Genomic DNA, 21,114 nt, shown 5'->3' with positions numbered 1-21,114 from the left:
GGGCGCTTCAGCCCTGATCTGTGGCACTAACCTATGCCGCGTCCTTGCGCTCGGGCCCATAGCTCTCGCCCACGTAATCCTCCAACAGTTTCTCGTTCCTGGCTTCTTCGATCCGGTTGATCCGGTCGATCCGCGCCTGGTTCTCGAACCGGTATTTCACGAAATTCACCAGGCTCAGCGTCAGCAGCAGCACCGCGACCCCCCAGAACCCTTTGGTCGACAGCGGCACTTCGGTCGAAAGCCACAGCGACATGCCCAGCAGCACATAAGCCGCCGCAACGCCAATCGCGTTGAAGGCCATGATCACGGTATTGTCGGGTTTGTCATTGAATTGCATTGGTCGTCTCCTCGTTCAGTAGAAAATAAAAGCTCGGTTACTTGCGCTTCAGCCGGTCCAGCACCTGGTCCGCCGTCACTTTCGTCACCGGGCCGAAACCCTGCGCCTCCATGCGGGCATCCAGGCTTTCGTGGTTCAGGTCCGCCTCGATCCCCTGAAGGATCTGCGATTGCTCGAACGGGTCATCCCGTCCCACGACCCGCGCGATCAGCTCTTCGGCCTCGTCCGCGGCCGAGGTGTTTCCGATCGTGGTCCGCAGCGAGCCCTGAACCTGCTGCTCGCGCCGGATGGCCCGGGCCGTCACCGCGCCTTGCTTGAGGTCAATCAGCCGGCGATGCGCCACTTCCACGCTTCCGCGCAGCCGGATCACCTTGGCCTCCAGCCGGTCGACCGTGCCCTGTCGAAGCTGCGCCTCGTTTTCCATCGTCGCGACGGCATCCGCCGCCTGTCGGGCAAGGTCTTCGCGCTCTGCAGCCAAGGCATCTTCCGCCCGTCGCACCATCGTGTCGATCCGACCTTGCAACGCGTCGAGGATCCGTTTTTCCGACCTCTGCCGCTGAATAAGCGAGGCCAGGGTCGCTTTCGCCGCCCGCAACTGCGCATCCGAGTCGCGGATCTTCTGATCGATCAACTCGATCGCGAAGGCGTCCTTGACCTGCTCCTCCGCCCGCGCATTCGCCCCGGCGATCAATGTCTTCAGTGTCGTGAACATATTCCAATCCCTTTCTTGAACAATGTTCATGATTAGACATATACAGTGTTTTGAACGATGTTCAAGAAATATTTTGAACGATGTTCAGAAACTATTTGTTTCCGGTGACATTCCCGATCACCAGTGCGATCATCCGGGTCATGTCGGCGCGCGACACCTCTGACACCTGGTTGTCCAGTCCGAGTGCGACGATCCCGTGCACCGACGAAAACAGCGCCCGCGCCATCAGCACCACGTCCTCGTCCGACATGTCCGGAAAGCAGTCGCGCACCGGGTCTTCGATGAGGCCGAACAGGCGTTTCATCTGGTCGTGGTACCAATCCGGCGCCTCGACCCCGGCCACTGTCTGCACCTCGAAAAGGGTGCGCCAGGCGTTGCGATTGCCCTCCGCAAAATCAAGATAGGCCTCTGACATCGCGATCATGCGATCGGTCGGACTGTCATGCGCGCGATCTTTCAGGCTGGTCTCGACGGCCTGCCCAAGCCGCCCGAAGGTCCGTCCGTTCACCGCGATCACGATGTCGTGCAAGTCGCCGAACACATTGTAAATCGCCCCCAGCGCGCACCCCGCCTCCCGTGCCAGCTCCCGCGCCTTGACCGCGGCCAGACCGCCTTCCGTCACCTTCACCTCTGCCAGGTCGATCAACGTCTTTCGCAGCGCGTCGCGCCGCGCTTCAACTTTACCCGCCATGCAGCCTCCGAACTTGAACTTCGTTCAGGAGTATACATCATGGCGCAAAAGCCAACCCCGAAGCGACACCGCAAACCAGATCCCGGTTTGCCCTGTCCCCCGGGTCAATGTCACACTATATCGCGCACAACAGCCGGCGCATCGGCGCTGAACCGAAAGCAAACACACAACCGCAAGGGGCCGCCATGCACTACGTCAAATGGATCTTCGTCGCCGCCTTCTGGCTGCTGGTCGCGGGCTTTCTGCACTACACCCTGCCGCAACACGACATCGCGCGCATCACAGACACCTATGAGAAGCGCATCGACTTCGGCGAAAACTCGATCTTCTGGTCGAACGTCGGCAGCGGCGACGCCGAAGGCACGGTCAACCGCGACATCTTCTTCATCCAGACCCGCCTCGCCGATGGCGAGGTCATGGTCTACCGCAACGAGGATACCGGCTGGGGCTGGCCGCCGTATTTCAAGTTCGACACCACGAACCTTCAAGCCGAGGCCGCCGATCAGCGCTCCACTTCTGAGACGCCGAAATGGGTATCGATCACCCATTACGGCTGGCGCAACGAGTTCCTGTCGATCTTTCCCAACGCCATCTCGGTGGCGAGAGTCGAGGGCCCGAACGTCACTATCATTCCGTGGTTCAACATCATCTTCCTGACGATGCTCGCGGCGCTCGTCTGGGCCATCCGCGCCCGCTGGGTGCGCTTCCGCGAACGCCGGGTGGATCCCGTCACGGATGAATGGGGCCTGACCGATCCGAAACCGGGCCGCGACCGCCTGTAAGCCTAGCGTTTGCCGTAATAGAGGCCCACCACGTGCTCGGCCTCGGCAAAGAACAGCCAGCGCGACGCCGCGATCCCGCCCAGATGCGCCAGCACAGCGACCAGCGCCGCGATATGCGAAAACGGCACCAGCAGCAGGACGAACGGCACCGTGTAGCCGAACAAGAGCGCGATCATCCGCAGCTTCTGCGCATGCTTGCGCCCCACCACGTAGACGAACTCCCGCAAGAGGTAGTTGTTGCCCGTATGCGGCGGCTCGAACGCCCTGACCGTGCCGATGCTCCCCAACCCCGTCGCGGTGGCCATATCCGTCCCGCTCTGCGCCAGCGCCTTGTCCCCGCGCAGCCACCAGATGACCTGCACGGCGGCCGCGACGGGCATCAGGATCAGCGCAAGCGCCACCTGCCCGGCCAGCAAGGCGCCACCCGCCAGCGCAATCGCCATGAACAAGAGCGGCGTCAGCGGCGTATTCCAGCGCGGCACCGTCTTCATCTGCGTGTAGATCATCGAGGTGGTGAACACCGTCACCGCCGACAGCCCCGCGCCGATCATCCCCACCAGCATCCAGGCCGTGTCGAAAAATACCAGCCCCGCGCCATAGATCGCCATCACGACCAGCGCCGCGACCGAGGACACGCCCTCCCGGCTCAGCCATGACGACCGCCATTGCGTGAACGCCTTCAGCGCCCGCTCCGGGTGCCCCAGGTGAAAGGTCGACGCCATCAGCCCGCCCACCGCCAGAAGGTAGGCGATCACGAAGAACGTGAACGCGACCCATCCGGTGGGCACGATGACCCCCAGCCCCAGCCAAAAGAGCAAGCCGAACCCAAGGCCCGACAGCGTGGTGAATACGATAACGGACGGTGCAGGATGCATCAGATCTTCTCCAGAGCCTTGTCGAGCCAGCCAATGAACCCTTTCGGCTCCTCGGCCACCGGGGCCAGCAGCGGCGCCAGAACGTCGATCTGCGCGTCGGGGGCCGCCATCACCTGGTCCTTGGGCCGCGGCGGCAGGTACTGGTTCACGGGCTTCGTGCCCTGCTCGGGCATCAGGTCCATTCCGCCGCGCTCCTCGACCAGTTTCGACACGTCGCTCTCCGGATCGCCCAGATCCCCGAAATGCCGCGCCCCCGCCGGGCAGGTGCGCACGCAGGCCGGCACCCGGTCCTCCTCGGGCAGATTGTCGTTGTAGATCCGGTCGACACACAGCGTGCATTTCTTCATCACGCCCTCCGCCGCGTCCATCTCGCGCGCGCCATAGGGACAGGCCCAGGCACACAGCCCGCAGCCGATGCAATCGCTCTCGTTCACCAACACGATCCCGTCCTCGACCCGCTTATAGCTTGCGCCGGTCGGACATACGGTCACGCATGGTGCGTCCTCGCAATGCAGGCAGGACTTGGGGAAGTGAATGAGCTGCGCCGCCGGATGCGACATCCCGCTCTCGGCCAGAGGCTGCACCTCGTAGGAATGCACCCGGTTCAGGAAGGTGCCGCGCGGGTCATCGCCATAAGGGTCCTGATCGCTCAGCGGCGCGCCGTAATTCTCGGTGTTCCACCCCTTGCAGCTTACCACACAGGCGTGACAGCCGACGCACGTGTCCAGGTCGATCACTAGCCCCATCTTGCGCCGTGTTGTCTCGGGAAGCGTCGTCATGCCTGCCGCTCCTCTGTCTTGGCTGGGACGGCGCCGGTCAGGGCCTCGTCCTCGCTCGCATTCCATTTGCCGATGAACCACACGAAGGTCCCGACCACGAAGATCACGAACGCCAGTATGGCGATTAACGTCAGAGTCTTGCCGCTCACCGCCGCACCTCCGCACCATTTTCTGCGCAGAAAATGGGCCGGAAAATACGCATTTTCCGCCAAAGACTTTTCGAAAAGTCTTGGCAATTTTCTTTCAAGAAAATTCCCGCGCTCATTTGCCCACCTTCCAGCGCAACTCGTCCGGCCCGGTCCCCACCGGCGACCGGATCGGCGCGAATGTCGGATGCACCTCGTCGGGCGCCGCCGTCTTCTCGATCTTCACGCGCAGATCGAACCATGCCGCCTGCCCGGTGACCGGATCACTGTTCGCCCAACGTAACCCGTCCCCCTTGGGCGGCAACAACTCGTGGATAAGGTGGTTCAGCAAGAAACCCTTCGTGGCCTCCGGCGCGTCTTTTTCCAGCGCCCAGGCGCCCTTGCGCTTGCCAATCGCGTTCCACGTCCAGACCGTATTCTCGTTCAGCGCCGCCATGTGCGCCACCGGCACCGTGATCTCTCCATGCGCCGAGGTCACACGCGCCCAATCCCCCTCGGCAAACCCGTTCGCCTCCCAGATCTTGGTCGGCAGGTACAGCGGATTGCGGCCGTGAATCTGCCGCAGCCACGCGTTCTGGCTTCCCCAGGAATGGTACATCGCCATCGGCCGCTGGGTCAGCGCGTGCACGGGATATTCCACCGGGTCCACATGCCCGTCCTCGAAGGGCGGGTACCACACCGGCAGCGGGTCCAGCGTCGCCTTGATCCGCTCACGCAGATGCTCGGGGGGCTGCCGTTCGCCATGCCCCTCGGCGGCCAACTGGAACTTGCGCATCGTCTCGGCATAAAGGTCAAAGATATAAGGCTGTTGGCTGTCATACAGGCCCATGCCCACTGCCCATTCCTGATAGCCCATGTTCCATGGCTTCATATAGGCGTGCTCTTCGGCGATATGGTTCACGAAGAACCCGCCATTCTCGATATACTTCTTCAGCTGATCCTCATTGGGCGCCCCGCGCCCGTGGGTCAGCCCCTCCTCGCCTTTGCGCCATCCAGCCAGCGGGCCGATCCCCGGCTTGCGCTCGTGGTTGACGATGTAATCGGCATAGTCCGCCCACTTGGCGCTGCCATCCTCGTTGGTGAAGCCCGGCAGCTTCATCTTGTTGGCCAGCAGGACCAGCGCCGTCTGGAACCCCTTCACATCTCGGTCCGGCTCCACCACCGGCCAGCGGATCGCGTCCGCGGCGGCATCCGCCTCGCAGATCGGGCGGTCCAGCAGGCTGATACAATCATGCCGCTCAAGATAGGTCGTGTCGGGCAGGATCAGGTCGGAATAGGCGACCATCTCGGAACTATACGCATCCGAATAGATGATATGCGGAATGACGTATTCGCCGTCCTCGTCGGTGTCCGTCAGCATGTCGATCACGCCGCGCGTGTTCATCGTCGAATTCCACGCCATGTTCGCCATGTACATGAACAGCGTATCGATCTTGTACGGGTCCCCCGCATGGGCATTGCTGATGACCATGTGCATCATGCCATGCGCGCTCATCGGGTTCTCCCAGGTGAAGGCCTTGTCGATCCGCGCAGGTGTCCCGTCGTCCTTCAGCGCCAGATCCTCCGGCCCGCGCACGAACCCAAGGTGCGGTCCATCCAGCGGCTTGCCCGGCGTCACCTTGCAATGCGGCGTCGGGTGGATGCTCACGGGCTTGGGATACGGCGGCTTGAACCGGAAGCCTCCCGGCACCTCGACCGAGCCCAGCAGGATCTGCAACAGGTGCAGGCTCCGGCAGGTCTGGAATCCGTTGGAATGCGCCGAGATCCCGCGCATCGCGTGGAAACTCACCGGACGGCCCACCATCGTCTTGTGGGTCTGCCCCCGGAAATCCGTCCACTCCCGGTCCAGAACAATCTCTTCCTCGAAGGCCACGCGCGCCAGTTCCGCGGCAATCGCCCGGATGCGCCGCGCGCTGACGCCACAGCGTTCCGCCACGGCCTCGGGCGCGTATTCCTTGCCCATATAGCGTTCGGCCAGCAGGTGCATCACCGGCCGGTGCGTCACGCCATCCGTCTCATAACTGGCCGACAAGTCCGGCTTCACGCCTTTCTTGTCGAACGGCGCAGGGTGCCCTGTCGCCCGGTCGATCACCAGCAGCTTGCCGTTCTCATCGCGCATCAGCAGCCCATGTTCGGGCGAACTCTCATCGCAATTCACCAGCACCGGCGCGTTGGTATACTCCGCTAGGTACCGCAGGTCGATCTTCCCCGCGCGCAGCAGTTCATGCACCAGCGCCAGTATGAACAGACCATCCGTCCCCGGCGTGATCCCGACCCATTCATCGGCCACCGCGTTATATCCCGACCGGATCGGGTTCACCCCGATCACCTTGGCGCCGCGATCCTTCACCCGACCTATTCCCATCTTGATCGGGTTGCTGTCATGGTCCTCGGCCACGCCGAAAATCATGAACAGCTTGGTGTTCTCCCAGTCCGGCTGCCCGAACTCCCAGAACGCGCCGCCCATCGTGTAGATGCCCGCCGCCGCCATGTTTACGGAACAGAACCCGCCATGCGCCGCATAGTTCGGCGTCCCGAAATTCTGCGCCCAGAAGCTGGTAAAGCTCTGGCTCTGGTCGCGCCCGGTGAAGAACGCCAGCTTCTCCGGCGCCTTCTGCCGCAGCGGCTCCAGCCATCCGGTGGCGATCTCCAGCGCCTCGTCCCAGCTGATCTCCTCGAACTCGCCCGACCCCCTCGGCCCGACCCGCTTCAACGGCGCGCGCAGACGCGCCGGCGCGTTGTGCTGCATGATCCCCGCACTGCCCTTGGCGCAAAGAACACCCTTGTTCACCGGGTGGTCGCGGTTGCCCTCGATATAGGCAACCTTGCCCTCCTTCATATGCACGTTGATCCCGCAGCGGCAGGCGCACATGTAGCAGGTCGTCTTGCGCACCTCGTCGGATACCTTGGGCGAGGTGTCCAGTTTGGGCTGATCCAGCATGTCGTCGCCTCCCTTTGCTTGTCCCGGTCACGCTAGGCCAGTTCGCACCGCCCCGCGACCGCTTCTCTCGGTTCGTTCGCTTTCCCGAAGTGCTCTGCCGGGAAAGCCGAAATTCTCATGCGCTCAGCCGGGCAACAGCCCGACCACATCGCGCGCAATCTGCCGTTCCTCGTCGGCGGGCACCACGTGCACCGGGATCTCCCCCAGCCACTTCAGATGTGCCATGATACGGTCCCGTATGGTTTCGGCGTTCTCGCCGATCCCGCCGGTAAACGCCACCGCGTCCACGCCGCGCATTGCGGCAATCGCCGACCCGGCCTGCCGCGCCGCCCAGTAGCAGAAGTGCTCGACCGCGAACCGCGCATCCTCATCATCGCGACTTAGCAGCGTCGCCATATCGTTCGTTCCGGCCAGCCCCTTTAGCCCGCTTTCCTTGTTCAGGATCGTGCCCGCAGCCTCGATCCCGTGATCCTCGGCCAGTCGCAGCACGGCCATCCCGTCGATGCACCCCGTCCGCGTGCCCATCACAAGGCCGTCTAGCGGCGAATACCCCATCGAGTTCGCCACCGATTTTCCCTCGACCATCGCGCACAGGCTGGCCCCGTTGCCAAGATGCAGCCCCAGCAACCGCCGGGGCAGGTCATCCCCGAACTGCGCAACCATCCCGGCATAGGACAACCCGTGAAACCCGTAGCGCCGAATGCCCTTGTCCCGCTCCGCCTGCGGCAGGGCATAGGTCACCGCCACATCGGAGTTGGTCGCATGAAACGCCGTGTCGAAACTGGCGAATTGCGGCAGGTCCGGGGCCAACCCGGCCAGCGCCCGCACCCCCGACAGGTTGTGCGGATTGTGCAGCGGCGCCAGCGGCACCACCGCCTCAATCCTGGCGATCACGTCATCGGTCAGCCGCTCCGGCGCCGTCAGATGCGCCCCGCCATGCACCACGCGATGCCCTGCCGCGATCAGCGACGACACCGGATGCCCCGCCGCCTCCAGCTTCTCCAGAACCATACCCAACGCAGCCGTATGGTCGGCAACCGAAACGTTCTGCTTCTCACCCCCAAGGCTCAGCCGCCCCGGCCCGCCGATCTCGGTCACCGACCCCGAAAGGACCGACTCCAGCCCGGGCGTGAACAGCTCCACCTTGACCGAGGACGACCCGGCATTGACGACCAGGATCATGCCGCGCCCCCGATCACGCCCAGCTCCGCCGAAGCGATGCGCTCTTCCGCGCCCTGCGCCCGGCTGGTCAGCAATATCGGCACCTTCGCGCCCAACACCACGCCGGCGCAGCAGCACCCCATGCCGAACGACATCAGCTTGAACAGCGCGTTGCCCGTGGTGATGTTCGGCGTCAGCATGATGTCGGCATCGCCCGACACTTCCGACTCGTAGTTCTTCGCCTCTGCCGCCGCCTTCGACAGGATCAGGTCCATCGCCATCGGCCCCTGCACCACGGCACCGGGCAGCGCGCCCTGCGCCCACTCCGCGATCTCGACTGCCTCCATCGTGTTGGGCACCGTCGGGATCGGGTCTTCGGTCGGGGCCAAAATCCCCGCCTTGGGCCGCTCGATCCCCAGCTTGTAGGCCAACATCACCGCATGGCTCAGGCACGCCTGCCGCGTCTCCACGTCAGGGTCCACGTTCAGCGCCGCGTCGGTCAGCAAGAGTGGCCTCTCCGACCCCGGCATCGTGATGTGAAACACGTGTCCGCAGCGCGTCCCCCTCTCGCGCAGCCCCGCCGCCGACGGCAGCAGGCCCTTCAGAAAGGTCGACGTATGGATCTGTCCTTTCATGATCGCCCCCACCTCACCGCCGCGCGCCATCTCGGCCGCCACCGGCGCGGCGCTTTCCTTCGGCGCGTGTATCAGCGGCAGCCCCGCGATATCCCACCCGATCTCTTTCGCCGTCGCCTTGATCTTGTCGCTGTCCCCGATCAGCACCGGATCGGCCAGCCCGGCCTCTGCCGCCTCGCGGATCCCCTGCAACGGGTTCGGCGCCCCGGCATTCACCAGCGCCACACGTGGCCGTGGCAGGCCTTGCGCCCGCTTCAACAACGAAGGCGGGCACTTGGGCTCACTCGCGGCGAGAAAGGGATATCGGTCTGTCATGTCTTGTCCTGTCACTCTATCCAGGGCCCTTATCGGCCCCGCGTGGCACAGTATGCCCGCGGGGCGACAGGTTTGCGACGTCTCAGACCCGTTGCTCGACCATGTCGTCGGCGCTGATCCCGGCCACTTCCACCGGCTTCTTCATGGCATCCCGGCGGAACGGCTCACCCAACTCCTGGTTGATCATCGCCTCGATCAGCGTGGTCGTCCCGTTCTCCATCTGCTCCTTGATCGCGGTGTTCAGCGCATCGGTCAGCTCGTCCATCGTCCGCGCCACGACACCTTTCAGCCCGCAGGCATTGGCGATTCCGGCATAGCTGACATCGTCATCCAGTTCGGTGCCCACGAAATTGTCGTCGAACCACAGCGTCGAGTTCCGCTTCTCCGCACCCCACTGGTAGTTACGGAACACGATCTGCGTGATCCCCGGCCACTCGCTACGGCCAATTGCCGTCAGTTCGTTGACCGCGATGCCGAACGCACCGTCCCCGGCAAAGCCCACCACGGGCACGTCCGGGCACCCGATCTTGGCCCCCACGATCGCCGGCAGGCCGTACCCACAAGGCCCGAACAGCCCCGGCGCCAGGTATTTCCGCCCCTCATCGAAATCCGGGTAGGCGTTGCCGATGGCACAGTTGTTGCCGATATCCGAAGAGATGATCGCGTTGCGCGGCAGCGCACCCTGAATGGCCCGCCACGCCATGCGGGGGCTCATCCAGTCCGGCTTGTCCTTGCGCGCCCGCTCGTTCCAGGTGGTGCCTGGGTCGTCATCCTCGTGGTCCATGCTGGCCAGTTGCTGCGCCCATTTGCTCTTGGTCTCGGCGATCTTCGCCTTGCGCGCCTCGCGCTCGTGATCCCCCGCCGTCTCGCCCAGGTTCTTCAGGATGCCCTGCGCCACCTTGGCCGCATCGCCCACGATCCCCACGGTCACCTTCTTGGTCAGGCCGATCCGGTTGGGGTTGATATCCACCTGGATGATCTTGGCATTCGTGGGCCAGTATTCCATCCCGTACCCCGGCAGGGTCGAAAACGGATTCAACCGCGTGCCAAGGCACAGCACCACGTCCGCGTCCTTGATCAGCTCCATCCCCGCCTTGCTGCCGTTGTAGCCCAGCGGCCCGGCGAACAGCGGGTGCGAGCCCGGGAAGGCGTCGTTATGCTGATAGCCCACGCAGACCGGCGCGGTCAGCCGCTCGGCCAGTTCCATCGACGCCTCGATCCCGCCTTTCGACAGCACGACGCCCGCGCCGTTCAAGATCACCGGGTTCTTGGCCTCGCTCAACAGCGCAGCCGCCTCGGCGACCGAGTTGCTGCCACCGGGGCTCACCTCGAACTCGATCGCGCTGGGGATCTCGATATCCACCACCTGCGTCCAGAAATCGCGCGGAATGTTGATCTGCGCGGGCCCGCACAGGCGCTTGGCCTGGCTTATCACCCGCGCCAGCACCTCGGCCACGCGCGTCGGGTCGCGCACCTCTTCCTGGTAGGCCACCATGTCCTCGAACAGCTTCATCTGCTCGACTTCCTGGAACCCGCCCTGCCCGATCGTCTTGTTTGCCGCCTGCGGCGTTACCAGCAGCAGCGGCGTGTGGTTCCAATAGGCCGTCTTCACAGCGGTGACGAAGTTGGTGATCCCCGGACCGTTCTGCGCGATCATCATGCTCATCTTGCCGGTCGCGCGGGTATAGCCATCGGCCATCATCCCCGCGCTGCCTTCGTGCGCGCAGTCCCAAAACGTGATCCCGGCCTTCGGGAACAGGTCCGAGATCGGCATCATCGCCGACCCGATGATCCCGAACGCGTGCTGGATCCCGTGGCGTTGCAGCGTTTTGACAAAGGCTTCTTCGGTGGTCATCTTCATGACAGTGCTCCTGAACATTGGAAAAGGGCCGGTCCTCCCCCGGCGCGGTTTGAGGGGAAGCTACCCTTGCAGTCACCCCCATTCTAGGGCCAGTTTGCCGCGCATACTATAGCCAGAGAGTATTTTTATTGAGACTTTTGGTCTCAAAAATCTGCAATTTCGACATGCCGCGCTTTCGCCCAGGCTCCGTTTCCGCCTCTTGAACAAGGCCTTCGCCCGATTTCGCACCATGTCGCCAACTGGCCTTACGGCCCCAGCTCATCCGCCAGTATCCCGATCCCGTCCGCGATCCGCTCCGAGGGAATCGAGGAATAGGCCAGCCGGTAGAAATTCCGCGGCGCCCGCGCGGCCTCGAAAAACGGCCGCCCCGGCTCGATCAGCACGCCACGCGCGCGCAGCCGCTCGGCCAGGTTCTCGGTATCCACCCCCTCCGGCGCCCGCATCCAGATAGAGCTTCCGCCGAACACCCCGCGCCCTTCCACGCCAAGCCCGTGATCTTCCAGCGCGGTCTCCATCACCTGCCGCCGCCGCGCATAGGCCTTGCCGATCCGCCGGATCAGGCTGTCGTAATGCCCCAGGCTCAGGAAATAGGCCGTGGTCCGCTGCACATGCCCCGGCGGATGCCGCAGCACGCTGGCCCGCAGCGCCCGCGCCTCGCGGATGAACGCCTGCGGCCCCACCAGATAGCCCAGCCGCAGCCCCGGAAAGATCGACTTGGAAAAGCTGCCCACGTAGATCACCCGCCCATCGGTATCGAGCGATTTCAGCGACGGCAGCGGCGCGCGCAGAAAACTGATTTCGAACTCGTAATCATCCTCGACGATCAGCGCCTCCATCTCCCGCGCGCGGGCCAGTAGGTCCTGCCGCCGGTCTAGCGGCATGGTCGCGTTCGTCGGCGCCTGGTGGCTCGGCGTTGTGAAAATAACATCCGCCCGCTCCGGCAGGGCGTCGGGGCGCAGCCCGTCGCGGTCCACCGGCACCGGCGCCATGTGACAGCGCGACTGGGTCAGGATATCGCGCAGCGCGTGGTAACAGGGTTCCTCCACCGCCGCCGTCCGCCGCTGCGTCAGCAACACCTGCGCCGTCAGCCACAGCGCGTTCTGCGCCCCCATCGTCAGCAGGATCTCCCCCGGCTCGGCCAGGATCCCCCGGCGCGGCAGGGTGTGCCGCGCGATGAACTCGATCAGCTTGGGGTCATCCTGGTCATAGGCATCCGCCGCCAGCGCCTGGAACTCCTTCTGCCCCAGCGCCCGCAGCGCGCAATGCCGCCAGCTTGCGTGATCGAACAGGCTCGGGTCCGTCTGCCCAAAGATGAAAGGATAAGGATAGCTCGACCAGTCCCGCGGCTTTTCCGGCGTCGCCCCGCCCGTGTACCGCCGCCCGATCGCCCGCCCCCAGTCGATCAGGTCCCCCTTCGCCGCACTGGGCGTGAATGCCGGCGGCTCCGGCGCGTTCTGCGACACGAAATACCCCGACCGGTCCCGGCTCTCAAGATAGTCGTTGGCCTGCAACTCGGTATAGGCCAGCGTCACCGTGATCCGGCTCACCCCCAGGTGCTCGGCCATCCTGCGCGAAGAGGGCAACTTCTCGCCCTTGCGGAATCGCCCCGACAGGATTCCCTGCGCGATCATCTGCTGGATCTGCGCCTGCAACGTTCCTTCCGCCTCGGGCGACAGGAAAAAGCTTTCCACCGATATGGCCATGCGCCGGATCCTACACTGGCCTCATCGCCTCGACAATCTGGACCGATGAACGTCAGGATTTTCTCGTAGGGTGGGTGAAAACCCACGCGCCCCGTCAGGTCAGACGCGCACCTTCGCCGAAGACCTCGGAAAACGCCGCCTCGCCCGTGCGCGAAAACCGCACCACCCGCGTGCCATCCACCCGCGCCGCCCAGCCGATCTCTTCCATCCGGCTCAGCATCGCTCGCCCAAGCTGACCCGCCAGGTGCGACCGCCGCTCGGACCAGTCCAGGCAATCGCGGCAAAGCGGCGCCCGCGATCTCGGCAAGGCGTGCAGATCGATCCCGAACCCGGTCACAAACTCCCGCCCCGCCTCCGTCAGCTCCAGCGCCTGACCGCTCCGCCGCAACACGCCCTGCGCCAATAGCGCGTCATACATCTGCGTGCCCATGTCGCCCGCCAGGTGGTTGTAACAGACCCGCGCCCGCCGCATCTCCGGGTCGCGCGGCCCCGGCCTCGTCCGCAATGCGCCGGTCCCGGCCGCCAGCCCCATCAAGGCCTCCAGCACCTCCGCCACCTCGTCGCCCGCCAGCCGGAAATACTTGTGCCGCCCCTCGCGCCGCAGCGCGATCAGACCGCCCCCTTCCAGCTTGGACAGATGCGCCGAGGCGGTCTGCAGCGTCACCCCCGCCTCGCCCGCCAGCTCGCTGGCGGTCAACGCCTTCCCGCTCATCAGCGCGGTCAGGATATTCGCCCGCGCCGGATCCCCGATCAGCGCGGCCACGCGGGATATGTCAGGGCCGTCTTTCATAGTTCGATGTTAGCCGAACCATCATGACCTGTCCATCGGCTAGAATATGTCCGGAACCATCCAAGGAGACCCACCATGCTCACCTGCATCATCCGCTACCACATCGCCCCCACAAAACACGACCAGTTCGCGCAATATGCCCGCAACTGGGGCATCGCCATCCCGCGCTGCGGTGCCGACCTGATCGGCTATTTCGCACCGCACGAAGGCTCCTCGACGCTGGCTTATGGCATCTACAACATCCCCAGCCTGGCTGAATACGAAGCCTACCGCGACCGCCTCGCCGCCGATCCGCTGGGGCGCAAGAACTACGCCTTCGCCCAGGCGGAAAACTTCCTCTTGCGCGAGGACCGCACCTTCCTGAAATGTGTCTCCACACCGCAGGAAGGAGCCCCCAAATGATCGCCGTCATCTTCGAGGTCATGCCACACCCCGACCAGAAAGACGCCTATCTCGACATGGCCGCCAAGATGAGACCGCTCGCCGAGGGCATCGACGGCTTCATCTCGGTCGAGCGCTTCCAGAGCCTGACCAACCCCGAGAAACTCCTCTCGCTCAGCTTCTGGCGGGACGAGGCCGCCCTGGACGCATGGCGCCGGCTCGAGGCGCATCGCGGCGCCCAGCGCGCGGGCCGCGAGGTCATGTTCGACGACTACCGCCTGCGCGTCGTGTCGGTGATCCGCGACTACGGCATGTTCGAACGGGACGAGGCCCCCGCCGACAGCAAACAGGTGCATGGCGGCTAGGCCTCCGCGTCACTCCGGGGCATGGCAGCACACGCACACCTTGTTCCCGTCCGGGTCGCGGAAATAGGCACCGTAGAAATCCGCATGGTACTCGGGCCGCAGCCCCGGCGCGCCCTCATCCGTCGCCCCGGCCGCCAGGGCCCGGCGGTGGCACTGGTCGACGATCCGGCGCTCCGCCGCCTGAAAGGCGACCATCTGCCCGTTCCCCACGCCCGGCGCAGCCCCATCCAGCGGCCGTCCGACCACGAACAGCGGGCGGTCCGCATCGGCAGGTTTCCACCCGGCCCAGCCTCGATCCGCGTCGATGAATTTCTGCACGATCCCCAGCGGCTCCAGCACGGCGCCGTAGAACTGCACCGCGCGGTCGAGGTCCGCCGTGCCAAGATGAACATGCGAAATCATGGCGCGATCCTAGGCCGCGTCCGCAGCGAGCGCCAGTAAGAGGCATCCGGGCCGACCGGCCCCCGCGCGCGTCGGCCACTCTCCGCTCTCGGGAATCGACCGACGGCGTGCTAGGATCCGGCAAACCAGCCGGAGCCACCCTCATGCCCGCCATCCCGCTCACCCTTCTCGTCGGCACCACCAAGGGCGCCTTCCTCGTCGCCGCCGACGCCGACCGGCAGACATGGGACATCTCCGGCCCCCATTGCGGCGGCTGGTGCATCAACCACATGGCCGGCGACCCCAAGACCGGCACCATCTGGGCCGGAGGCGGCGGCGACTTTTTCGGCGCGGGCGTCTGGCGCTCCGACGATCAGGGGCAGAACTGGGACCTGACGCGCCTCAGCAAGGGCCAGATGGATGACTGGGCCGCGCAGGACCCCGATTTCGCCGCCATGGTCGGCTGGACCGGCGCCCCCCTGCCCTTCGCCACCGAGTTCCAGCAGGTCTGGTCGCTCGGCTTCGCGCATGACACGCTCTATGCCGGCACCAAGCCCGCCAACCTGCTCAAGAGCACGGATCGCGGCATCACATGGGCGCGCGTCGATGCCCTCACCGATCACGACTCCGCCAAGGACTGGAACCCGGGCGCCGCGGGCCTCGTCCTGCACAGCATCGTTTTCGACCCGGGCTCGGCTGAAAAGCAATGGGTCGGCATTTCCGCCGCCGGTGTCTTCGCCACCGAGGATGGCGGCCGGTCATGGCAGCGCCGCAACCGCTTGTCGAATGCCGAGGCCTGCGGTCACCATGACCACCCCGCCGCGCCGCGCGACGGCGAAACCGGCCATTGCGTCCACAATATCGTCCGGGCCAACGGCGACACCGACCTGCTCTACCAGCAGAACCACCACGGTGTCTGGCGCTCCCCTGATGGCGGGCGCAGTTGGGACGATATCACCCCCGGCCTGCCTTCCACCTTCGGCTTTCCGATCCGCGTCCACCCGCACGATCCGCGCACCATCTGGACCCTACCGCTCAACGGCGACATGGCGGGCCGCTTCCCGCCCGATGCGGCCTGCGCCGTCTGGCGCTCTCGTGACGGCGGCGAGACTTGGGAGGCGTTGCGCGAGGGCCTGCCGCAGACGAACTGCTATTTCACCGTCCTGCGCCAGGCCATGGCCGGTGACGCCCAAGACGCGCCCGGCCTTTACTTCGGCACCAATTCCGGCTCGGTCTTCGCCAGCCTCGACGAAGGCGACACCTGGCACGAGATCGCCCGCCACCTGCCCACCATCCTCTCGGTCGAAACACTGGACCGCGCGGGCTGACGCCCGGAAGACAATAATTGAACGTTCGTTCAGTTTGTTCTATGACCGCGTCACGCCGACACCGAACCCGGGAGGTTTCACATGCCCCAGCGCCCCGCTTTCGCCAAGTGGCTCGACGACACCAACGACGTCACCGCCACCTTCCTCGCCGCCGGGCGCATCCCCGGCCTGGTGAACCTGGGCGGCGGCCTGCCGGGCACCGAGATCTGGCCGATCCCCGAAATGGCCCGGCTCGCCACCTCCGCCGTCACCGACCATGCGGACGAAACGCTGGCCTACGCCCCCGTTGCCGGCCTGCCCAAGCTGCGCGACCTCATCGCCAGCCGCTATTCCGAGGGCGACCTCACCCTCACCCGCGACAACGTCCTGATCACCTCCGGCGGCGCCCAGGCGCTCAACCTCATCGGCACCGTGCTGCTGGAACAGGGCAGCCCCATCGCGTCGCAGACCCCGGCCTATCTCGGCGCGCTCGACAACTGGCGCCCGCGCCAGCCGACCTATCGCCCGATGCGGCTCGACGCCAACGATCTCGATCCGGTCGCCGCGATGACCGGCGCGCAATTCGCCTATACCGTCCCGAATTTCTCGAACCCCACGGGCAAGCTGGTCGACACCGCCACCCGCCGCCGCCTCGTCGATGCCGCGCACCAGACCGGCACCTGGCTGATCGAGGATGACCCCTACGGCACGCTCTACTACGACGACGCGCCCCTGCCCCGGATGCTCACCCTCTCGGCCGACCGCGCCGGCACGCCCTATGACGGCCCCGTCATCTATCTCGGCACCGTGTCCAAGGAACTGGCGCCGGGCCTGCGCATCGGCTGGATCATCGCCGCACCGGAACTGATCGAGGTGCTGAAAGCCGCCAAGCAAAGCGCCGACATGTGCAGCTCCGGCCTCTGCCAGCAGATCACCCACGACGCCTTCGTCACCGGCCTCGCCGACGACATGCTGCCCGGCATCCTGTCGCTCTACCGCGCCCGCCGCGATGCGCTCTGCACCGCGATGGACACCCACCTCACCGACCTCTTCACGTGGGAACATCCCTCGGGTGGCATGTTCGTCTGGGCCACGGCAAAGGACCCCGGCCTCGACACCAACCACCTGATGCAGGTCGGGCTCGACCACGGCGTCTGCATCTCGCCCTCGTCCGTCTTCGATCCCGAAGGCCGCGACCACACGTCGATCCGCATCAACTTCACCTACAATACCGAGGACAAGCTGGCCCTGGGAATCGAAAGGCTGGCGACGGCGACCCGCGCCGCGCTTGCGGAGACCTGACCCTTTTGCTCTAACGGGTGGCGCAACCACCCTCGGAGGCCGCCCATGGTCGACATCGCAACCCGTGTCTGGAACCACAAGTGGAAGATCGACCCGATCGTCCGGTCCCTGATCGACACCGATTTCTACAAGCTGCTGATGTGCCAGTCGGTTTTCCGCAACCGGCCCGACACCACGGTCACCTTCTCGCTCATCAACCGCACCAAGGACGTGCGCCTGGCCGACCTGGTGGACGAGGGCGAGCTGCGCGAACAGCTCGACCATATCCGCTCGCTGTCGCTGTCGCGCGGCGAGAGCACGTGGATGCGCGGCAACACTTTCTACGGCAAGCGCCAGATGTTCACGCCCGAATTCATGGACTGGTTCGAGAAACTGCGCCTGCCGCCCTACCACCTGGAACAGCGCGACGGCCAGTACGAACTGACCTTCGAGGGCAAGTGGCCCGAGGTCATGCTGTGGGAAATCCCCGCGCTCGCGGTGCTGATGGAACTGCGCTCGCGCGCCGTGCTGCACGACATGGCAAGGTTCGAGCTGCAGGTGCTCTACGCCCGCGCCATGACCAAGCTGTGGGAAAAGGTCGAGCGCCTGCGCGGCGTCGACGGGCTGCGCATCGCCGATTTCGGCACCCGGCGGCGGCATTCCTTCCTGTGGCAGGACTGGTGCGTGCAGGCGATGACCGAACGGCTGGGCGAGAATTTCGTCGGCACCTCCAACTGCCTCATCGCCAAGAACCGCGACCTAGAGGCGATCGGCACCAATGCCCACGAACTTCCCATGGTCTATGCCGCGCTGGCCGAGGACGACGCCACGCTGGCCCGCGCGCCCTATGACGTGCTGTCCGACTGGCACGACGAGCACGAGGGCAACCTGCGCATCATCCTGCCCGACACATACGGCACCGAAGGGTTTCTGGACAAGGCCCCCGACTGGCTCGCGGGCTGGACCGGCATCCGCATCGACAGCGGCGACCCCGCGACCGGCGCCGAGATCGCCATCGACTGGTGGAAAAAGCGCGGCGAGGATCCCACGCGGAAACTCATCATCTTTTCAGACGGCCTCGACGAGGAAAAGATCCTCGCCCTGCACAAGCAATTCGCCGGCCGCGTCCGCGTTTCCTTCGGCTGGGGCACGCTGCTGACCAACGACTTCCGCGGCCTCATGCCCGACGACTCGCTCGCCCCCTTCTCCCTCGTCTGCAAGGCCATCGCCGCCGATGGCCGCCCCACCGTCAAGCTCTCGGACAACCCCCGCAAGGCAATGGGCCCCGAGGCCGAGATCGACCGCTACAAGCGCGTGTTCGGCGTGGGCGAGCAGAAGGAGATGGAGGTGGTGGTGTGACCACCCCCGGCCTCTGCCTCACCTTCGACGACGTCAATGTCGAGACTTGGCACGCCGCCCGTCCAGTCTGTCAGGCGCATGACGCCCGCGTCACCTACTGCGTCCGCTGGAGGCACGCCGCCACGCCCGCGCAGATCGACGGCCTGCACCGCTTGCAGGAGGACGGCCGTGAAGTCGCCTGTCACGACCACACCCACGAGACTCGGCAACCCGACTTGCGCCGGTACGGGCTCGACCTCTGGCCGGAGAACGGGATCGCCCGTGGCGTCTCCGAACACCGCGCGCCCGGCTTGCCGGCCACCCGCCATGCCAGACCATTCCATGGCTCCACCCGGCAAACCCGCGCCGCCACCGCGCCCTGTTTGCTGGTGACCCGCCCCGCCCGGACCGATCAGGAGGCACCGCAATGCTCGCCGGCATCCAGGTAGTCGAGTTCGAGGGCCTCGGCCCCGCCCCCTTCGCCGCCATGATGCTGGCGGATCTCGGCGCGAGTGTCACGGTCGTCCAGCGCCCAGGCCCCGCCAACCCCACCATGGGCGAACACAACATGCTCGACCGGGGCAAGCGGGCCATCACGCTCGACCTCAAGGACCCTGGCGACCTCGCCGTGGCCCGCGCGCTGGTGACCGACGCCGACGCCCTGATCGAGGGTCTGCGTCCCGGCGTGATGGAACGCCTCGGGCTCGGCCCCGACACCTTTACTCAGTCCAATCCAAAACTCGTCTACGGCCGCATGACCGGCTGGGGCCAGGACGGCCCGCGCGCGCATCTGGCGGGGCATGACTACAACTACATCGCCACCGCCGGGGCGCTCTACTATGCCTCCAACCCCGGCGACGCGCCCCTCACGCCGCCCACCATCGTCGGCGATATCGGCGGCGGCGCGCTCTATCTCGTGGCCGGCATCCTCAGCGGCATCCTCAACGCCCAGCGCACCGGAAAGGGCACCGTGGTCGACGCCGCCATCACCGACGGCTCGGCCCACATGATGGCGCTGTTCATGGCCATGGCGGGCGGTGGCAACCTGTCGGAAACACGCGGTCAAAGTCTGCTCGACGCGCCACCCTGGGGCCGCACCTATGCCTGCGCCGACGCGCGCCACCTCTCGGTCCAATGCCTCGAACCGCAGTTCTACGCGCTCTTCCTCGACACGCTCGGCCTCTCGGACGATCCCCTGTTCGCCGACCAGTACGACCGCGCCCGCTGGCCCGACCAGACCGCCCGCCTGACCGCACTCTTCGCCGCGGAGCCTGTCACCCATTGGGCCACGCTCTTCGACGATTCCGACGCCTGTGTCGCTCCTGTCCTCACCCCGTGGGAAGCGGCCAGGGACCCCCACATCGCCGCCCGCTCCATCTGGCACGAGGACCGGGGCACCCTGCAACCGGCCCCCGCGCCCCGCTTCGACGGACAGGCGCAGGCGCCGAACCCGACGCCACGGCGCGGGCAACATACCGAAGAAATCCTGAAAGACCTCAGACAGCGCGGCCTCGTCTGACCTCGTAGGGTGGGTGAAGACCCACCCGCCTCACCCGCGCCTCGACGCGGTGTAGAGGACCCAGTCCTCCCCCTCCAGCGTCGCTTCCCATGCCGCCCGCAGCGCCGCCGCCTCTCCGGCAAAGCCCTCCCCGGTCGGCACGCTCTCCACGATCCGGTCGATGCGGAAACTGCGAAACCCCTGCCGCAGCGCGCACCACGCCGCCAGCACGACCGCGTCGATGTGATAGGTCAGCGCCACGGGCCGGATCACCCGCTCCGTCCGCGCCTCCTGCAGGTCAACGTAAACGATCCGCAATTCCACCGCATCGCGGATCTGCGCCCGCAACGCTTCGGCATCCACACCGTCGCGCGGGATGCGGTTCCAGCCCGACACCCGCAACGGCACATGCGGCGCGCCGCCCGGCAACGCGGTGGCGATCTTCTCGCCCGCACGCCGCGCCGCCCGCTCCAGCCCAGGATCCCCGGTCCGGTGCAACAGCGCCATGCCCACGTAAAGCGCCTCCAGCTCCTCGGCGGAAAACATCAGTGGCGGCAGGTCATAGCCCGCCCGCATCATGTACCCCACGCCCGCCGCGCCCTCGACCGGCACGCGCAACGCCTGCAACGCCACCACGTCGCGGTAGATTGTCCGCTTGGTGACCTCCAGCTCCTCGGCCAGCATCGCAGCGGTCACCGGCGCATCGGCGCTGCGCAGGATCTGGATGATGTCGAACAGGCGGGTCGATCGGGTCATGCGGACACCCTAGCATGATTGCTGACAGTATGGTGTCAGCAGCGTTGCAGTAGGCTGATCCCGGATCAACAAGGACCCT

The 21,114-nt window shown here is 65.7% G+C and carries 22 protein-coding genes; 8 read left to right on the top strand and 14 right to left on the bottom strand.

The window, feature by feature from the left end; translation table 11 throughout:
- Positions 1 to 31 precede the first annotated feature (31 nt).
- The 3 genes from FIU89_RS00505 to FIU89_RS00495 form a co-directional block, all read right to left on the bottom strand.
- Positions 32 to 337, bottom strand: coding sequence for a hypothetical protein (locus FIU89_RS00505; protein WP_152490793.1), 306 nt, complete (start codon positions 335 to 337; stop codon positions 32 to 34).
- 37 nt (positions 338 to 374) lie between these two features.
- Complete coding sequence (locus tag FIU89_RS00500; RefSeq protein WP_152490792.1) at positions 375 to 1,049, bottom strand: PspA/IM30 family protein; 675 nt, start codon at positions 1,047 to 1,049, stop codon at positions 375 to 377.
- 91 nt (positions 1,050 to 1,140) lie between these two features.
- Positions 1,141 to 1,740, bottom strand: a complete 600-nt coding sequence (locus FIU89_RS00495) for a TetR/AcrR family transcriptional regulator (RefSeq protein ID WP_152490791.1) — start codon at positions 1,738 to 1,740, stop codon at positions 1,141 to 1,143.
- Positions 1,741 to 1,925: 185 nt separating this feature from the next.
- Here FIU89_RS00495 and FIU89_RS00490 point away from each other — a divergent pair, with 185 nt between their 5' ends.
- A complete protein-coding gene (locus tag FIU89_RS00490) occupies positions 1,926 to 2,522 on the top strand; it encodes a DUF1523 family protein (RefSeq protein WP_152490790.1) in 597 nt (198 codons plus the stop codon).
- Between the two features lie 2 nt (positions 2,523 to 2,524).
- Here the strand turns inward: FIU89_RS00490 and FIU89_RS00485 are convergent, their stop codons facing one another.
- The 9 genes from FIU89_RS00485 to FIU89_RS00450 form a co-directional block, all read right to left on the bottom strand.
- Positions 2,525 to 3,397, bottom strand: coding sequence for a DmsC/YnfH family molybdoenzyme membrane anchor subunit (locus FIU89_RS00485; RefSeq protein WP_152490789.1), 873 nt, complete (start codon positions 3,395 to 3,397; stop codon positions 2,525 to 2,527).
- Positions 3,397 to 4,176, bottom strand: coding sequence for a 4Fe-4S dicluster domain-containing protein (locus FIU89_RS00480; RefSeq protein WP_152490788.1), 780 nt, complete (start codon positions 4,174 to 4,176; stop codon positions 3,397 to 3,399). Before FIU89_RS00480 ends, FIU89_RS00485 begins: the two co-directional genes overlap by 1 nt.
- Positions 4,173 to 4,325 carry a hypothetical protein gene (locus FIU89_RS22140; protein WP_172977977.1) on the bottom strand — a complete coding sequence of 51 codons (153 nt, stop codon included), beginning with the start codon at positions 4,323 to 4,325 and terminating at the stop codon, positions 4,173 to 4,175. Before FIU89_RS22140 ends, FIU89_RS00480 begins: the two co-directional genes overlap by 4 nt.
- Before the next feature lie 112 nt (positions 4,326 to 4,437).
- Positions 4,438 to 7,263: a molybdopterin oxidoreductase family protein gene (locus FIU89_RS00475; protein ID WP_152490787.1), complete on the bottom strand. Its 2,826-nt coding sequence runs from the start codon at positions 7,261 to 7,263 to the stop codon at positions 4,438 to 4,440.
- A gap of 123 nt (positions 7,264 to 7,386) precedes the next feature.
- Positions 7,387 to 8,445: an acetate/propionate family kinase gene (locus tag FIU89_RS00470; protein WP_152490786.1), complete on the bottom strand. Its 1,059-nt coding sequence runs from the start codon at positions 8,443 to 8,445 to the stop codon at positions 7,387 to 7,389.
- Complete coding sequence (locus tag FIU89_RS00465; RefSeq protein WP_152490785.1) at positions 8,442 to 9,374, bottom strand: phosphate acyltransferase; 933 nt, start codon at positions 9,372 to 9,374, stop codon at positions 8,442 to 8,444. The genes FIU89_RS00470 and FIU89_RS00465 overlap by 4 nt, the downstream gene beginning before the upstream one ends.
- A gap of 82 nt (positions 9,375 to 9,456) precedes the next feature.
- Positions 9,457 to 11,235 carry a sulfoacetaldehyde acetyltransferase gene (gene xsc / locus FIU89_RS00460; protein ID WP_152490784.1) on the bottom strand — a complete coding sequence of 593 codons (1,779 nt, stop codon included), beginning with the start codon at positions 11,233 to 11,235 and terminating at the stop codon, positions 9,457 to 9,459.
- Between the two features lie 245 nt (positions 11,236 to 11,480).
- Positions 11,481 to 12,938: a PLP-dependent aminotransferase family protein gene (locus FIU89_RS00455; protein ID WP_152490783.1), complete on the bottom strand. Its 1,458-nt coding sequence runs from the start codon at positions 12,936 to 12,938 to the stop codon at positions 11,481 to 11,483.
- Between the two features lie 94 nt (positions 12,939 to 13,032).
- Positions 13,033 to 13,728 carry a helix-turn-helix transcriptional regulator gene (locus FIU89_RS00450; RefSeq protein ID WP_152490782.1) on the bottom strand — a complete coding sequence of 232 codons (696 nt, stop codon included), beginning with the start codon at positions 13,726 to 13,728 and terminating at the stop codon, positions 13,033 to 13,035.
- Between the two features lie 75 nt (positions 13,729 to 13,803).
- On the opposite strand from FIU89_RS00450, the gene FIU89_RS00445 reads away from it, so the two are divergent.
- Together FIU89_RS00445 and FIU89_RS00440 are read left to right on the top strand one after the other, a co-directional pair.
- Complete coding sequence (locus FIU89_RS00445) at positions 13,804 to 14,130, top strand: NIPSNAP family protein (protein ID WP_152490781.1); 327 nt, start codon at positions 13,804 to 13,806, stop codon at positions 14,128 to 14,130.
- On the top strand, positions 14,127 to 14,474 hold the full coding sequence (locus tag FIU89_RS00440; RefSeq protein ID WP_152490780.1) for an antibiotic biosynthesis monooxygenase: 348 nt from the start codon (positions 14,127 to 14,129) through the stop codon (positions 14,472 to 14,474). Before FIU89_RS00445 ends, FIU89_RS00440 begins: the two co-directional genes overlap by 4 nt.
- Before the next feature lie 9 nt (positions 14,475 to 14,483).
- On the opposite strand, the gene FIU89_RS00435 is transcribed toward FIU89_RS00440, so the two are convergent.
- Positions 14,484 to 14,876, bottom strand: coding sequence for a VOC family protein (locus FIU89_RS00435; protein ID WP_152490779.1), 393 nt, complete (start codon positions 14,874 to 14,876; stop codon positions 14,484 to 14,486).
- Positions 14,877 to 15,019: 143 nt separating this feature from the next.
- Between FIU89_RS00435 and FIU89_RS00430 the strand changes: the two genes are divergently transcribed.
- The 5 genes from FIU89_RS00430 (at position 15,020) to FIU89_RS00410 (ending at position 20,300) form a co-directional block, all read left to right on the top strand.
- The gene (locus FIU89_RS00430; RefSeq protein ID WP_152490778.1) at positions 15,020 to 16,183 is read left to right on the top strand and encodes an exo-alpha-sialidase; all 1,164 of its coding nucleotides are present in this window, start codon (positions 15,020 to 15,022) and stop codon (positions 16,181 to 16,183) included.
- A gap of 81 nt (positions 16,184 to 16,264) precedes the next feature.
- Positions 16,265 to 17,464, top strand: a complete 1,200-nt coding sequence (locus FIU89_RS00425) for a PLP-dependent aminotransferase family protein (protein WP_152490777.1) — start codon at positions 16,265 to 16,267, stop codon at positions 17,462 to 17,464.
- Positions 17,465 to 17,509: 45 nt separating this feature from the next.
- A complete protein-coding gene (pncB, locus tag FIU89_RS00420) occupies positions 17,510 to 18,802 on the top strand; it encodes a nicotinate phosphoribosyltransferase (protein ID WP_152490776.1) in 1,293 nt (430 codons plus the stop codon).
- A complete protein-coding gene (locus tag FIU89_RS00415) occupies positions 18,799 to 19,230 on the top strand; it encodes a polysaccharide deacetylase family protein (protein ID WP_152490775.1) in 432 nt (143 codons plus the stop codon). The genes pncB and FIU89_RS00415 overlap by 4 nt, the downstream gene beginning before the upstream one ends.
- Entirely contained in the window at positions 19,209 to 20,300 is a 1,092-nt protein-coding gene (locus tag FIU89_RS00410) for a CaiB/BaiF CoA-transferase family protein (RefSeq protein ID WP_152490774.1), read from the top strand. Before FIU89_RS00415 ends, FIU89_RS00410 begins: the two co-directional genes overlap by 22 nt.
- A gap of 30 nt (positions 20,301 to 20,330) precedes the next feature.
- Here FIU89_RS00410 and FIU89_RS00405 read toward each other — a convergent pair whose 3' ends face one another.
- Positions 20,331 to 21,035: a YafY family protein gene (locus FIU89_RS00405; RefSeq protein ID WP_152490773.1), complete on the bottom strand. Its 705-nt coding sequence runs from the start codon at positions 21,033 to 21,035 to the stop codon at positions 20,331 to 20,333.
- Between the last annotated feature and the right edge of the window lie 79 nt (positions 21,036 to 21,114).

The sequence above is a fragment of the Roseovarius sp. THAF27 genome (genome assembly GCF_009363655.1).
Classification (GTDB): domain Bacteria; phylum Pseudomonadota; class Alphaproteobacteria; order Rhodobacterales; family Rhodobacteraceae; genus Roseovarius.
This window is presented reverse-complemented; position numbering and strand designations above follow the sequence as displayed.